Below are 12,766 nucleotides of genomic sequence, written 5' to 3'. Positions count from 1 at the left end.
GTGGCGGAACTTGCCACAGGCGGCATAAAAATGGAAGATACTTTTATAATTGAATATTATTCCATATAATAGGAAAGGAGGAGACAGCATGACACAGGACACAAGGCGGCCGCGCCGCATTCTTCTGACCGGCGGCACCGGTTTCATCGGCCTGCGGGTGGCGGCCGCGCTGGCGACGCAGGGCATCGTCCCGCGCCTTTTCGACCTCGAAGCCGCGATCCGCCGCACCGTGCTGCCAAAGGGCTGCGAGGCGGAGGCGGGGGATGTGACCGATGCCGATTCGCTGGCGCGGGCCGGCGAGGGCTGCGACGGCATCGTGCATCTGGCCGGGCTGATGACGGTGGATTGCGCCGCCGACCCGGCGCGGGCGGTGCGGGTCAATGTGCTGGGCTCGGCGCATGTCTTCGAACTGGCGCGCCGGCTGCGGGTTCCGGTCGCCTGGCTCAGCACCGCCGGGGTGTTCGGGCCGGACAGCGCCACGCTGCCGCGGCCGATGACCGTCTACGGCGTGACCAAGCTGGCGGTCGAGGGGCTGGCGCGGGTCCATGCCGCCGATCACGGCCTGCCCAGCCTGGGGCTGCGGCCCTATATCGTCTACGGGCCGGGGATCAGCAGCGGCATCGCGGCCGGGCCGTCCATCGCGCTGGCGGCCTCGGTCCGGCGCGAGCCGGCGGTGATCCGCTTCTCGGGCCGGGTGGGCTTCGTGCATGTGGATGACGTGGCGCGGCTGCTGGCCGCGGCGATGCTGCGGCCGATGCAGGGCGCGACGGTGCTGACCATGGCCGGCGATACGCGCGAGATGGCGGACTTCACCGCCGAGTTGGCCCGGCAGAGCGGCTGGGACGGCATTACCATCGACGGCCCGCCGCTGCGCATTCCGACGGATCTCGCCTCGGACCCGGTGCCGGACTGGCTGGGCGCGCAGCCGGTCACGCCGATCGAGGAGGGCATCCGCCGCACGCTGGCGGAACTGGGCGGCTAGGCTTTCGGCATGCCCTTGGGCCGCAGGGTGCGCTTTTGCGCGGCGATGCGGAACGGGGCGTTCGGCGCGCCATAGCCGGCGTAATCGCCGCGGCGCTGCACGATCTCCAGGAAGAAGCCGCCGGGCAGGGCGGTCGAGTAGAACTGCAGGAACTGCCCGCCGGCATCCTCGTCATACATGATGTGATGGGCGCGCAGCCGGGCGGTGAAATCCGGATCGAGCCCGAATCGCGCCTCGACGTCGTCGTAGTAATTCGCCCCGATGCGCAGGAAGGGGAAGCCGCGCGCCGCCATCTCGGCCGCGGTGGCGAAGATGTCGTCGCTGGCGAAGGCGAGGTGCTGGACCGAGGAGCCGAAGGTCTCGTGCAGGAACTGCCCGGCCAGGGTGCGCCGCGTCTCGGCGCCGTTCAGGGTGATGCGCAGCCCGCCGGCCCGGATGGCCTGGCTGCGCACCAGCCCGTCGGGATCGACCACATCGACCATCGGCGCCTTTTCGGCCGTGAACAGGGTGGTGTAGAACAGCGACCAGCTGAGCATTTCGTCATAGGCCATGGTCTGGCCCAGGTGATCGACGCCGGCAAGCCCGGCGCCCGGCGGCGCGGGGGCGTCAAGGGCGAAATCCACCTCCCAGATCCGGCCCAGATCGCCCCGGCGGTCCAGCAGGCGGATCACGTTGCTGCCGGCGCCGCGGATGCCGGGGATATCAAGCTCCTGCGCGGCATGGGGCGCGACATGCGGCTCGGCCCCCAGTGCCAGGGCGCGGTCGAAGGCGGCGCGGGCGTCGGGGACCATCAGCCCGATTTCGGACACGCCGGTGCCATGCGTGACCCAAGCGCTGTGGGCGTAGCCCTCGGGCTCGGCATTGACCAGCAGGTTGACGCCGCCCTGCCGCCACAGCGTTACCTGCTTGCTGAGATGCCGGCCGGCCTTTTCGAAGCCGGCCGTGGTGAGCAGGCTCTCCAGCGGCCCGGCATCTTCGGCCGAGGTGGCGAATTCGACGAACTCGACCCGCTCGACCGGGGCGGGGGCGGGAAAGGCGGGCAGATCGACGGAGAGCGAAGGCTCGGCCCGGCGCACGCGGTCCATCAGCGCCACCAGGCTGCGATGGCCGTCGCGGGCCACCAGGCGCGGCAGCCCGGCGCGGAACTGGTCGTTGAAGATTTCCAGGCTCAGCGGTCCGTCATAGCCGGTGGCCATGACCGCGCGGGTGAAGCCGGCGACGTCCAGGTCTCCCTCGCCCGGCATGTTGCGGAAATGCCGCGACCAGTAGAGCAGGTCCATCTCGATGAGCGGCGCGTCGGCCAGCTGCACGAAGAAGATGCGGTCGCCGGGAATGCGGCGGATGCTGTCCGGATCCAGTTTGCGGCCCAGCGTGTGGAAGCTGTCGAGGATCAGGCCGACATTCGGGTGATCGGCGCGGCGCACGATCTCCCATGCGTCGCGGTGGTCGTTGACGTGCCGGCCCCAGCACAGCGCCTCGTAGCCGAGGCGGATGCCGCGCTGCGCCGCGATCTCGCCCAGTTCGCGGAAATCGGCGGCGGCGCGGTCGATGCCGCCAAGCGCCTCGGGATGGGTCGAGGAGCAGACGAGCACCAGGTCGGTGCCCAGCTCGGCCATCAGGTCGAACTTGCGCTGCGCCCGGGCGAAGGCGCGGCTGCGCAGGGGCTCGGGCAGGCCCTCGAAATCGCGGAAGGGCTGGAACAGGGTGATCTCCAGCCCATGGTCGCGGACCATGCGGCCCACCTCGGCCGGGGTGAAGTCCGAGGCGAGGAAATCCTGCTCGAAGATCTCGATCCCGTCGAATCCGGCCTGCTGGATCGCGGCGAGTTTCTCGGTAAAGCTGCCCGAAATCGACACGGTGGCAATCGAGGTCTTCATCCCGCACCCCTTTCCCTGATGCGCCAAGGGTCGCAAAGAATGGGCGTAACGGCAAATGCCGATTCTTCGCCGTGATTAACCTTGCGTTAATTCACAGCGGCGAGAAGGCCAGCGGACGCAGGATCACATGCCGTCCCGGCTGCGGCGCCGCCGGCACCGGCCCGGCGCTGCGCGGCATCAGCGCGACGGGACCGCGCGCATCGCCCGAGACCGGCTGCCACAGCGCCTCTGCCCCGGCCGGCTCCGCGCCGATCACCAGCGCGGCGCAATCGGGGGCGAAAAGCGCCGCGCCGGGGGCTGGCGCGGCATGGGCGCGCAAGCGTCCCGCCAGCGCCGCATGGAAGCGCGGCGAGGCGTGGTCGAGCCGCAGGAAACGGTTCTGCTGCGCATCGACCAGCGGGAAGGCGGCGGGGATGAAACCCCTGGTCCAGCCTTCCTCCTGCGCCAGCGCGGCGCGGCGGAATTCGCGTTCGGCCCAGTCGGCATAGCTCCACAGGTGATGGATGGTGTTCAGCGGCCCGGTCTCGGCCAGCCAATAGCCCATCAGGGGCAGGTGCCGGGTCACCAGCGGCAGGCCGCGTTCGGCCAGCAGGGCCAGGTAATCGCCCGCCGCGCCGGGTTTCAGCCGATAGCTGCGCCATTCATGGATCATGCCGGTCCCTCCTGCCGCGCAGATTGGCGCGGGCGGCGGCGCGCGGAAATGGACCGCGCGTCGGAAAGATTGGACTCAGCCCTCGGATCGCGCGGCCTGCTTGCGGAAGGCGCCGGGCGAGATGCCGACGCGCTGGGTGAAGAAGCGGTTGAAATAGGCCGGATCGTCGAAGCCGGTCAGATGCGCCACCTGCGCCACCGTGCTTTCGGTATAGACCAGATAACGCTTGGCCTCGATCACGATGCGCTCGTAAAGCAGCTCGGATGCGGTCTTGCCGCTGCGCGCCTTGCAGGCCGCGTTCAGCCGCGCCGGGGTGACGGCCAATTCGCCGGCAAAGAAGCCCAGCGAACGCTGGCTGCGGAAATGTTCTTCGAGCAGCGCGCGATAGCGCACCAGCAGGTCGTAGTCGCGGTCCGGCGTGGCGGTGCCGGCGTCCTGATGCGCGATCGACAGCCGCAGCACCACCACCAGGATGCGCATGTATTGCGCCAGGATCGCCGTGCGCCGGCCCGGGGCCGACCAGATGAATTCGCGGTGCAGCCAGTGAAAGGTGTCGATCACCGCCGGAATGTCGAGGCCGGTCCCGGCCAGCGGATAGACGGCCGGCCGGCCCGCCGCCGTCGCCAGCCGCGGATCGCCGGCCGATGCCGTGCGCAGGCAGCCAAGCGCCGCCGTCACCGCGAACCCGTCGGTGCCGGGATCGAAGTCGATCTGGTGCACGACGCCCGCCGGCACCACCAGGATGCCGGGGGCGGGGATCGGCAGCTGGCGGTCCTCCATGCGGATGCCGCCGCCGCCCGATTTCACCAGCAGCACCTGCATGTGATCGGGATGGGCATGGGGACGAATCCTCCAATCGTTCGGGCCGCTGCGTTCGCGGATCGGCTCGATATGAAGCAGGTCCAGTTCGACATCCGCCTCCTGATCTCCATAGAGATAGTAATGCGGGATGCTGCCTGCCGCCTTGTCGCCCATGCGTTCCTCCGTCCCCCGGTCGGTTGCGAATAGTGCAAGAATTGCGCGCCAGCGTCCATTGGTTCGCCATGCCCCCCGCAGTAGCAGGAAGGCAGCGAGAAAGGGAGGGAGCCAATGGGCGCGCAGGAGCATTGCGACGTGCTGGTGATCGGCTCGGGCGCCGGTGGGCTGGCCACGGCGATCACCGCCAGAAAGCACGGGCTGTCGGTGATCGTGATCGAGAAGGAGCCGGTCTTCGGCGGCACCACCGCCTTTTCCGGCGGCGTGCTGTGGATCCCCGGCAACCGCCACGGCCGGGCGCTGAACCCGGATGACACGCGCGCGGCGGCGCGGGCCTATCTGCGGGCCGAGACCGGCAATTTCCACCAGCCCGAGGCGGTCGAGGCCTTCCTGGAGGCCGGACCGAAGATGCTGGACTGGTTCGAGGCCGAGACCGAGGTGAAATTCATCCCCACGCTTTACCCCGATTATCACCCGACCGTGCCGGGCGGGGTGGATGTCGGCCGCTCGGTGCTGGCGGCGCCCTATGACAGCAGCGCGCTGGGGGAAAACCTGCGCCGCCTGCGGCCGCCCTTGGCGACCATCACCTTCATGGGGATGATGTTCAATTCCTCGAACGCGGACATCCGGCATTTCTTCAACGCCACCCGCTCGCCGACCTCGTTTGCCTATGTCGCGAAGCGGCTGGCCGCCCATGCGGCCGAGGTCGCCCGCCACGGCCGCGGCGTGCAGGTGACCAGCGGCAACGCCCTGGCGGCGCGGCTGGCCAAGACCTGCTTCGACCTCGGCATCGCCATCCTGACCGAGACCCCGGCGCTGCATCTGCTGAAGCAGGGCGGCCGCGTCACCGGCGCGCAGGTCGGCGGCGCGCAGCCGCGCAGCATCATGGCCGCGCGCGGCGTGGTGCTGGCCTGCGGCGGCTATGCGCAGGATCTGGCCCGCCGTGCCGGGATCTATGCCCATCTGAAGGCGGGGGGCGCGCATCACTCGCCGGTGCCCCCGGGCAATACCGGCGACGGCATCCGGCTGGGCGAGGCGGTCGGCGGCGCTTTCGACGCCGAATATCCGCAGCCCGCCGCCTGGATGCCGGTCAGCCTGGTGCCGGGCAAGGGCGTGTTTCCGCATCTGCTGGACCGCTACAAGCCCGGCATGATCGCGGTGCGGTCCGACGGGCGGCGCTTTGTCAACGAAAGCGACAGCTATCACGATGTCGGCGCGGCCATGGCCGCAGGCGACGGGACGGCCTGGCTGATCTGCGACCATCGCGCGATCCGCAAATACGGCCTTGGCCATGCCAAGCCGGCGCCGATGCCGCTATGGCTCTGGACCCGCAGCGGCTATCTGAAGCGCGGCCGGACGCTGGCCGATCTGGCCCGGGCTTGCGGCATCGACCCGGCAGGGCTGGAGGCGACGGTCGCGGCCTATAACCGCGGCGCGCGCGAGGGGCGGGACGAGCAGTTCCGCCGCGGCGAGACCAGCTTCAACCGCTATCTCGCCGATCCGGACCACCAGCCGAACCCCTGCGTGGCGCCGGTCGAGCGCGGCCCGTTCTACGCCGTGCGCATGGAAATGGGGGATCTGGGCACCTTCGACGGGCTCAGGACCACGGTCGAGGGCGCGGTGCTGGACCGGCAGGGCGCGGCGATCGCGGGGCTCTATGCCGTGGGCAACGACCGCGCCAGCATCATGGGCGGGAACTATCCGGGCGCGGGCATCACGCTGGGCCCGGCCATGACCTTCGGCTGGATCACCGGCCGCCATCTGGCCGGGCGCGCGGCCGCAAAGGAGGATGCAGCATGAGCTGGCTTGGACTGGAAGGCAGGACCGTCGTCATCACCGGCGCCGGCGGCGGCATCGGTCAGGCGCTGGCGCGGAACTTTGCCGCCGAGGGGGCGCGGGCAATCCTGCTGGACCGCGACCTTGACCGCTCCGGGCCGCTGGCCGAACAGCTGGGCGGCGGCGCCTTGGCGCTGGCCTGCGATCTGGCCGATCCGGGCAGCGTCGCTGCCGCCGCCGGGCGGGTCGAGGCCGAGGGCGGCGCCGAGGTGCTGGTCAACAGCGCCGCCATCCTGCGCCCCGGCGCGCTGGACAGCGTCAGCGCCGAGGATTGGTCGGCCATGCTGGCGGTGAACCTGACCGGCTACCTGACCGCGGCGCAGGCTTTCGGGCGCGGCATGTTGCGACGCGGGCGCGGTGCGCTGGTCCATGTCGCCAGCATCGCCGCCAGCCAGCCGCAGCCGGCCAGCGGCGCCTATTCCGCCTCGAAGGCGGCGGTGGCGATGCTGTCGCGGCAGCTGGCCGCCGAATGGGGTCCGCGCGGCCTGCGCTCGAACTGCGTCAGCCCCGGGCTGGTGCTGACGCCGATGTCCGCCGCCTTCTATGCTGATCCCGAGGTCAGGGCCCGGCGCGAGGCCATGGTGCCCTTGCGCCGCATCGCCTCGCCGCAGGACATCGCGGATGCGGCGCTGTATCTCGCCTCGGACCGGGCGGCCTATGTCACCGGGCAGGACATCGTGGTCGATGGCGGCTTGTCGCAAAGCCTGATGGGGCTGGTGCCGAGGCCGGGCTATGCTTAGCGAGGCGCTGGTCACCGGCGGGGCCGAGGGCATCGGCTGGGCCATCGCGCAGGCGCTTGCGGCACAGGGCTGCCGGGTCACGATCGCCGATCTCGACGGCGACAAGGCGGCGCTGCGGGCGGCGGAACTGGGCGCGGGGCATCGCGGCATCCGCTGCGACGTCACCGACGAGGTTCAGGCGCGGGCGGCGGCCGCCGTCGCGCCTTTCGGCATCCTGGTGAACAATGCCGGCATCGGCGACAGCCACCTGCCGACACTGGAACAGGATCTGACCGCCTTTCGCCGGGTGCTGGACGTGCATCTGTCGGGGACCTTCCTGATGACGCGGCAGGTGGCGCGCGGCATGCTGGCGCGCGGGCGCGGGGCGGTGGTGAACCTGTCCTCGATCGCCGGGCTGACCGGCCTGCCGCGGCGCAATGCCTATGGCGCGGCCAAGGCCGGCATCGTGGCGATGACCCGGGCCATGGCCTGCGAATGGGCGGGGCAGGGGCTGCGCGTGAACGCCGTCGCCCCGGCCTTCGTCGAGACCGCGCTGGTCCGGACGCTGGCCAGGGCGGGCCGGATCGACCTGTCGGCCATCCGCCGCCGCACGCCGCTGGGCCGGCTGATCGAGGCGCGCGAGGTGGCGGCGGCCGTGGCCTTCCTGGCCTCGGACGCGGCCTCGGGCATCACCGGGGCGGTGCTGCCGGTCGATGGCGGCTGGACCGCCTTCGGCGATTTCGGCGAGGCGAGCCGCCCCGATTGAGCGCGGCCCCGCCGGTTTGCGCGCCGGCTGCACAAGGAACGGGCAGGCGCCTTGCCCCAAGCCGGGTTTCCGGCCCCCTCCGGTGGCCCTGGGCCCGGAAAGGCGCGACAATCGGGCATGAGCCATCTCCGATTCGACGGGGCTTGCCATGATCGAACTGGTCTTCATCGCCTGCATGGGCGGCGCCCCGGCCGATTGCCGGGAACACAGCCTGATCTATACCGAGGTCACGCCCCTGGTCTGCATGCATGGCGCGCAGCCTGCGCTGGCGCAATGGGTCGAGACGCATCCCGACTGGCGCATCGCCCGCTGGTCCTGCCAGACGCTGCGCCGCGAGCGCAGCATCTGACGGGGCGGCGCCTAGGCCGCGTCCTCGATATGGCCGCCCAGGAACAGCTGGCCGACGCGCGGATCCCGAAGCAGCGCGTCGGCCCTGTCGAACATCCGGGTCTGGCCCAGTTCCAGCACCAGCCCGTAATCCGACATGGCTAGCGCCGCCTTGGCGTTCTGTTCCACCATCAGCACCGTCACCCCCTGGTCGCGCAGCCGGATCAGGGTCTGGAACACCTCCTGCACCAGGTTGGGCGACAGCCCGATCGAGGGCTCGTCGATCAGGATCAGCTTGGGGTCCAGAAGCAGGGCGCGGGCGATCTCCAGCTGCTTCTGCTGGCCGCCCGACAGCTCGATGGCCTTCTGGTCGCGTCGCTCGCGCAGCATGGGAAACTGGTCCATGACCTGCTCCATCCGCTGCCGGACCCGGGACTGGTCGCGGGCGGTGATGCCGCCCAGCTCCAGATTGTGGAACACCGACAGCTGCGGCACCACGTTGCGGCCCTGCGGCACATAGGTCACGCCGCGGGCGATCATCTCGGCCGGGCGCTTGCGGGTCACGTCCTCGCCCTCCAGCAGGATCTGGCCGGAATGGATGTTCAGCAGCCCGAAGATCGCCTTGAACACGGTGGATTTCCCGGCGCCGTTCGGCCCGATCACCGTGGTGATCGAGGCCTTGGGAATACTGAACGAGGTGCCGTTCAGGATGGTGATGCGGCCATAGCCGCCGGTGACGTCCTTGAGTTCCAGCATGTCAGCCCCCCAGATAGGCGTCGATGACCATCTGGTTCGCCCGGATCTCCTCGGGCGAGCCTTCGGCGATGATCTCGCCCTGCGCCAGCACGATGATGCGGGTGCAAAGCGACATGACGAATTCCATGTTGTGCTCGATCACCACGAAGGTGGTGCCGTGCTCGCGGTTATAGGTCATCAGCCGCTCTTTCAGATGCGCCAGCATGGTCAGGTTCACCCCGCCCGCCGGCTCGTCCAGCAGCACGATGCCGGGCCCGGCCATGAAGGCCATCGCGGCATCGACCAGCTTCTGCTGGCCGTAGGAGAGCGAGCCCGCCTCGGTGTCGCGATAGGGAGTCAGGTTGAAGAACTCGATCAGCTGCTCGGCCTTGTCGGTCAGGCCGGCGTCGGACTTGCCGAAAAGCCGGCTCAGCATCGAGCCCTCGTGCTCCTGTCCGGCCAGGATGACATTGTCGAGCACCGTCATGCGCGGAAAGACCGACAGCTGCTGGAAGGTGCGTCCGACGCCCATCAGCGACAGGTCGGCCGGCCGCACGCCGTCGGTCGAGCGGCCGTTGATCTCGCAATGGCCGGCGCTGGGGCGCAACTGGCCCAGGATGCAGTTGAACAGCGTCGACTTGCCCGAGCCGTTCGGGCCGATCAGGCCCAGGATCTCGCCCTTTTGCACGTCGAAGCTGACATCGTTCACGGCGCGGATGCCGCCGAACTGCTTCGAGATGTTGCGGACGGAAAGGACGGGGGCGGTCATAGCTGGAATCCCTTCTTCATATCGCGGCGCGTCTCGTGCCGGGGGCGGAACTGGTTCCAGATCTTCTGGCCCAGCCCGATCAGCCCCTGGGGCGAGAACACCATCAGCACGATCACCAGCGCCGAATAGATGATGAGGTAATAGCCCTCGGTGAAGCGCAGGAGTTCCGGCAGCAGGATCACCACCGCCGCGCCCAGCATCGGGCCGAAGAAGAAGCCGGCGCCGCCCACCACCACCATCAGAAGCAGCTTCAGCGAATGGATCAGCGCGAAGCTGCCCGGCTCGATGAACTGCACCAGCGGCGATTGCAGCGCCCCGGCCAGCCCCCCGAAGGCCGAGCCGATGGCGAAGGCCAGAAGCTTCTGGCGGCGGATCTTCAGCCCCAGGCTCTCAGCGCGGATCGGGTTCTCGCGCAGCGCCTTGAAGGCCCGGCCCCAGGGCGAGCGCAGGATCCACCACATCACGAAGGCCGAGACCAGGAAGCAGGCCAGCGCGAAATAGTAGAAATTCAGGTTGCTGTCGGTCGCGATGCCAAGGACCGAGGGCCGCGGCATGCCGACCAGCCCGAAGGAACCGCCGGTGATCTCTTCCTCGTTGCGCAGCACCAGGAACAGCAGCGTGTTGAAGGCCAGCGTCACGAAGGCCAGGAAATGGTGCTGCACGCGCAGCGCCGGCCAGCCAAGCAGCAGTCCGACCGCGAAGCAGGAGGTGATCGAGATCAGCGCCGCCGCGATCCAGGGCACGCCGGCCAGGGTCAAGAGCGCGGTGACATAGGCGCCGATGCCCATGAAGCCCGCCTGCGCCAGGCTGACCTGCCCGGCATAGCCCAGCGTCAGGTTCAGCCCCATGGCCGAGATCGAGAACAGCAGCCAGGAGGTCAGCGTATAGATGATGTAATTGCCCTGGCCGATGGGCGCGGCGACCAGCGCCGCGATGCCCAAGGCGATCAGGATGATGCGGGTGCGGGTCATACGGCGCGTCCCTCCTTGGTGCCAAGCAGCCCCTGCGGGCGCAGCAGGATGATGGCGATGAGCAGGATCAGCGGCATGGCCGAGCGGTATTCGGCCGAGACATAGACCGCCGAGAGGTTGTCGATGACGCCGATCAGCAGCCCGCCGACCAGCGCGCCGCGGATCTGGTTGAAGCCGCCGACGATGGCGGCGATGAAGGCCACCAGGCCCAGCGTCTCGCCATTCGAGAACTTGGCCAGGTAGATCGGCGAGATCAGCACCGAGGCGATGGTGGCCAGCGCCGCGTTGATCAGGAAGGTATACATCACCATCCGCTTCACATCGACGCCGAGGATCTCGGCCACGGCGGGGTTCTGGGCGCTGGCCTGCATGCAGCGCCCGGTGCGGGTGCGGTTCAAGAACAGCTGCAACCCGCCGATGGCCAGCATCGAGACGATCAGGTTGCCGATATCCTGCGCCGAGACGCTGGCGCCGGCGAAGTGATAGACCTTCTGCGGAAAGATCGCCGGGAAGGGCTGGGCGGTGGCGCCATAGAATTCCTTGACGCTTTCCTTCATCAGCAGGCCAAGCGCGATGGTGGCGATGACCAGCGGCAGGGTGCCATGCGGCAGCATCGGTTCGACCACCAGCTTCTTGAAGGCGACGCCCAGGATGAGAAGCGACAGCAGCAGCGAAAAGCCGATGGCGGGCCACATCGGCAGGCCCAGCCCCATGCCGACCAGCACGAAGAAGGCCGGCAGCATGACGAATTCGCCCTGCGCGAAGTTGATGGTCTGCGATGCCTGCCACAGCAGGGTGAAACCCACCGCGACAAGGGCGTAGATGGAACCGGCGGCAAGGCCGGAGATCAGGATCTGGATTAACTCGGCCATGAGAGCCTCACGTCAGGTTGACGGATACGGGGGCAGGCCGGCGGAATGCCGGTGCCAGCCTGCCTCGCGCGCTGTGCGGGCCGATCAGTTCGGCGGCAGGATGGCCTTGACCACCTGCTTGCCGTCCTGGACCTCGACGAAGAAGCTTTCGCGCGACATTTCGCCGGTCTCGTCCCAGCTGACGTCCATCAGCACGCCGGGGCATTCGGCCACAGTCAGCGTCAGGCCGTGCATCTTGTCGGCGATGGCCTGGCTGTCCGCCTCGCCCACCATCTCGGCCACGCATTTGAGGGTATAGGCGGCCGTGTAGCCCTTGATGGCGTTGTGGTCGGGCGTGTAGTTGAACTTGGCCTTGAACTTCTCGACCATCTCGGTCATCGCCGGGATATTGGCGTCGGGGGTCAGGCCGACATGGCCCATGGCGCCGTTGGCGGCGTCGCCGGCCAGCTCGATGACCTTGTGGCCGATCAGCGTCGTCTCGCCCACCAGCGGCAGGGTCACGCCCTGTTTGCGGGCCTCGCGCAGGAAGCGGGCGCTTTCCTCCTCGGTCAGGTAGACGAAGGCGGCGTCGGCCTGGATGCCCTTCAGCTTGACCACATCGGCCGAGAAATCGGTCTGCGCCTGTTCGGTGGGCAGGTCGGCGACGATCTCGAAGCCATGGGCCTCGGCCTCCTTGAGGAAGGATTCGTGCCCGCCCTTGCCGAATTCGGTGTTGGCCCAGACCACGGCGACCTTCTTCACCCCCATTTCCTCGGCCATGTATTTGGCCATCTTGGGCACGCCCTTCTGCGAGCCGAAGGCGGTGCGGAAGATGTAGGGGTTGCCCATCCCGGTGATCGAGGGCGCCTCGGAGCCGGTGAATTGCGGGATGCCGGCCTGTTTCGCCACCAGCATGTTCACCACCGTCGAGGACGAGAACACCGTGCCGGTGATCGCCACCACCCCGTCGTCGATGGCCTTCTGCACCATGGCACGGCTGACCTGCGGGTCGGTCTGGCTGTCATATTCGGTGATGGCGACCGGTTCGCCCAGCACGCCCCCGGCCGCGTTGATCTCCTCGAAGCCCATCCGCACGCCGTCGCGGAAATTGGTGCCGGCGGCGGCGCCGGGGCCCGAGAGCTCGACGATCGAGCCGATCTTCAGCTCGGCCAGCGCCGGCACGGCGGCCAGCGCCAGCGCGGCGGCGGCGGTCAGTGTCCTGATCATTGCGTTTCCTTCCTCCCTGGTTCGGATCCTGTTTTGCATGGGATCTCCTCTTCCTCTCCATAATCTGCCATGTCGCGTT

Annotated in this window: 13 protein-coding genes; 5 read left to right on the top strand and 8 right to left on the bottom strand. The window is 68.8% G+C overall.

Going from position 1 to position 12,766, the window contains the following annotated elements:
• Positions 1-88: 88 nt before the first annotated feature.
• Positions 89-982, top strand: a complete 894-nt coding sequence (locus PARJ55_RS0110895; protein WP_036697594.1) for an NAD(P)-dependent oxidoreductase — start codon at positions 89-91, stop codon at positions 980-982.
• On the opposite strand, the gene PARJ55_RS0110890 is transcribed toward PARJ55_RS0110895, so the two are convergent.
• The 3 genes from PARJ55_RS0110890 to PARJ55_RS0110880 all read right to left on the bottom strand — a co-directional run bounded on the left by PARJ55_RS0110890 (position 979) and on the right by PARJ55_RS0110880 (position 4,486).
• The gene (locus tag PARJ55_RS0110890) at positions 979-2,859 is read right to left on the bottom strand and encodes a bifunctional sugar phosphate isomerase/epimerase/4-hydroxyphenylpyruvate dioxygenase family protein (RefSeq protein ID WP_028713072.1); all 1,881 of its coding nucleotides are present in this window, start codon (positions 2,857-2,859) and stop codon (positions 979-981) included. The two genes, PARJ55_RS0110895 and PARJ55_RS0110890, sit on opposite strands and share 4 nt — an antisense overlap.
• 91 nt (positions 2,860-2,950) lie before the next feature.
• Positions 2,951-3,511: an NIPSNAP family protein gene (locus tag PARJ55_RS23000; protein ID WP_051416236.1), complete on the bottom strand. Its 561-nt coding sequence runs from the start codon at positions 3,509-3,511 to the stop codon at positions 2,951-2,953.
• 75 nt (positions 3,512-3,586) lie between these two features.
• Complete coding sequence (locus PARJ55_RS0110880; RefSeq protein WP_028713071.1) at positions 3,587-4,486, bottom strand: helix-turn-helix domain-containing protein; 900 nt, start codon at positions 4,484-4,486, stop codon at positions 3,587-3,589.
• Between the two features lie 114 nt (positions 4,487-4,600).
• Here PARJ55_RS0110880 and PARJ55_RS0110875 point away from each other — a divergent pair, with 114 nt between their 5' ends.
• From PARJ55_RS0110875 to PARJ55_RS0110860, 4 genes are all read left to right on the top strand, one after another.
• Positions 4,601-6,286: an FAD-dependent oxidoreductase gene (locus PARJ55_RS0110875; RefSeq protein ID WP_028713070.1), complete on the top strand. Its 1,686-nt coding sequence runs from the start codon at positions 4,601-4,603 to the stop codon at positions 6,284-6,286.
• The gene (locus PARJ55_RS0110870; protein ID WP_028713069.1) at positions 6,283-7,062 is read left to right on the top strand and encodes an SDR family NAD(P)-dependent oxidoreductase; all 780 of its coding nucleotides are present in this window, start codon (positions 6,283-6,285) and stop codon (positions 7,060-7,062) included. The genes PARJ55_RS0110875 and PARJ55_RS0110870 overlap by 4 nt, the downstream gene beginning before the upstream one ends.
• Positions 7,055-7,807, top strand: coding sequence for an SDR family NAD(P)-dependent oxidoreductase (locus PARJ55_RS0110865; protein ID WP_028713068.1), 753 nt, complete (start codon positions 7,055-7,057; stop codon positions 7,805-7,807). The genes PARJ55_RS0110870 and PARJ55_RS0110865 overlap by 8 nt, the downstream gene beginning before the upstream one ends.
• Before the next feature lie 148 nt (positions 7,808-7,955).
• Positions 7,956-8,156, top strand: a complete 201-nt coding sequence (locus tag PARJ55_RS0110860) for a hypothetical protein (protein ID WP_024845239.1) — start codon at positions 7,956-7,958, stop codon at positions 8,154-8,156.
• An 11-nt stretch (positions 8,157-8,167) separates the two neighbouring features.
• On the opposite strand, the gene PARJ55_RS0110855 is transcribed toward PARJ55_RS0110860, so the two are convergent.
• The 5 genes from PARJ55_RS0110855 to PARJ55_RS0110835 form a co-directional block, all read right to left on the bottom strand.
• Entirely contained in the window at positions 8,168-8,890 is a 723-nt protein-coding gene (locus tag PARJ55_RS0110855; RefSeq protein WP_024845238.1) for an ABC transporter ATP-binding protein, read from the bottom strand.
• Position 8,891: 1 nt separating this feature from the next.
• Complete coding sequence (locus PARJ55_RS0110850) at positions 8,892-9,638, bottom strand: ABC transporter ATP-binding protein (protein ID WP_028713067.1); 747 nt, start codon at positions 9,636-9,638, stop codon at positions 8,892-8,894.
• Entirely contained in the window at positions 9,635-10,609 is a 975-nt protein-coding gene (locus tag PARJ55_RS0110845) for a branched-chain amino acid ABC transporter permease (RefSeq protein WP_028713066.1), read from the bottom strand. The genes PARJ55_RS0110850 and PARJ55_RS0110845 overlap by 4 nt, the downstream gene beginning before the upstream one ends.
• Positions 10,606-11,481, bottom strand: a complete 876-nt coding sequence (locus PARJ55_RS0110840) for a branched-chain amino acid ABC transporter permease (protein ID WP_028713065.1) — start codon at positions 11,479-11,481, stop codon at positions 10,606-10,608. Before PARJ55_RS0110840 ends, PARJ55_RS0110845 begins: the two co-directional genes overlap by 4 nt.
• An 84-nt stretch (positions 11,482-11,565) precedes the next feature.
• Positions 11,566-12,687, bottom strand: a complete 1,122-nt coding sequence (locus PARJ55_RS0110835; protein ID WP_028713064.1) for an ABC transporter substrate-binding protein — start codon at positions 12,685-12,687, stop codon at positions 11,566-11,568.
• Positions 12,688-12,766: the final 79 nt, after the last annotated feature.

The sequence above is a fragment of the Paracoccus sp. J55 genome, from assembly GCF_000513975.1.
Taxonomy (GTDB): domain Bacteria; phylum Pseudomonadota; class Alphaproteobacteria; order Rhodobacterales; family Rhodobacteraceae; genus Paracoccus.
Note: the sequence above shows the minus strand (reverse complement) of the source record. Positions and strands in the feature narration are given on the sequence as shown.

Excerpts from the sequence above, each read along its gene's own strand:
- PARJ55_RS0110860 (WP_024845239.1), top strand. The coding sequence starts at position 7,956 with ATGATCGAACTGGTCTTCATCGCCTGCATGGGCGGCGCCCCGGCCGAT.
- PARJ55_RS0110845 (WP_028713066.1), bottom strand. The coding sequence starts at position 10,609 with ATGACCCGCACCCGCATCATCCTGATCGCCTTGGGCATCGCGGCGCTG.
- PARJ55_RS0110895 (WP_036697594.1), top strand. The coding sequence starts at position 89 with ATGACACAGGACACAAGGCGGCCGCGCCGCATTCTTCTGACCGGCGGC.
- PARJ55_RS0110850 (WP_028713067.1), bottom strand. The coding sequence starts at position 9,638 with ATGACCGCCCCCGTCCTTTCCGTCCGCAACATCTCGAAGCAGTTCGGC.
- PARJ55_RS0110880 (WP_028713071.1), bottom strand. The coding sequence starts at position 4,486 with ATGGGCGACAAGGCGGCAGGCAGCATCCCGCATTACTATCTCTATGGA.
- PARJ55_RS0110870 (WP_028713069.1), top strand. The coding sequence starts at position 6,283 with ATGAGCTGGCTTGGACTGGAAGGCAGGACCGTCGTCATCACCGGCGCC.
- PARJ55_RS0110890 (WP_028713072.1), bottom strand. The coding sequence starts at position 2,859 with ATGAAGACCTCGATTGCCACCGTGTCGATTTCGGGCAGCTTTACCGAG.
- PARJ55_RS0110835 (WP_028713064.1), bottom strand. The coding sequence starts at position 12,687 with ATGATCAGGACACTGACCGCCGCCGCCGCGCTGGCGCTGGCCGCCGTG.
- PARJ55_RS0110840 (WP_028713065.1), bottom strand. The coding sequence starts at position 11,481 with ATGGCCGAGTTAATCCAGATCCTGATCTCCGGCCTTGCCGCCGGTTCC.
- PARJ55_RS0110865 (WP_028713068.1), top strand. The coding sequence starts at position 7,055 with ATGCTTAGCGAGGCGCTGGTCACCGGCGGGGCCGAGGGCATCGGCTGG.
- PARJ55_RS0110875 (WP_028713070.1), top strand. The coding sequence starts at position 4,601 with ATGGGCGCGCAGGAGCATTGCGACGTGCTGGTGATCGGCTCGGGCGCC.
- PARJ55_RS23000 (WP_051416236.1), bottom strand. The coding sequence starts at position 3,511 with ATGATCCATGAATGGCGCAGCTATCGGCTGAAACCCGGCGCGGCGGGC.
- PARJ55_RS0110855 (WP_024845238.1), bottom strand. The coding sequence starts at position 8,890 with ATGCTGGAACTCAAGGACGTCACCGGCGGCTATGGCCGCATCACCATC.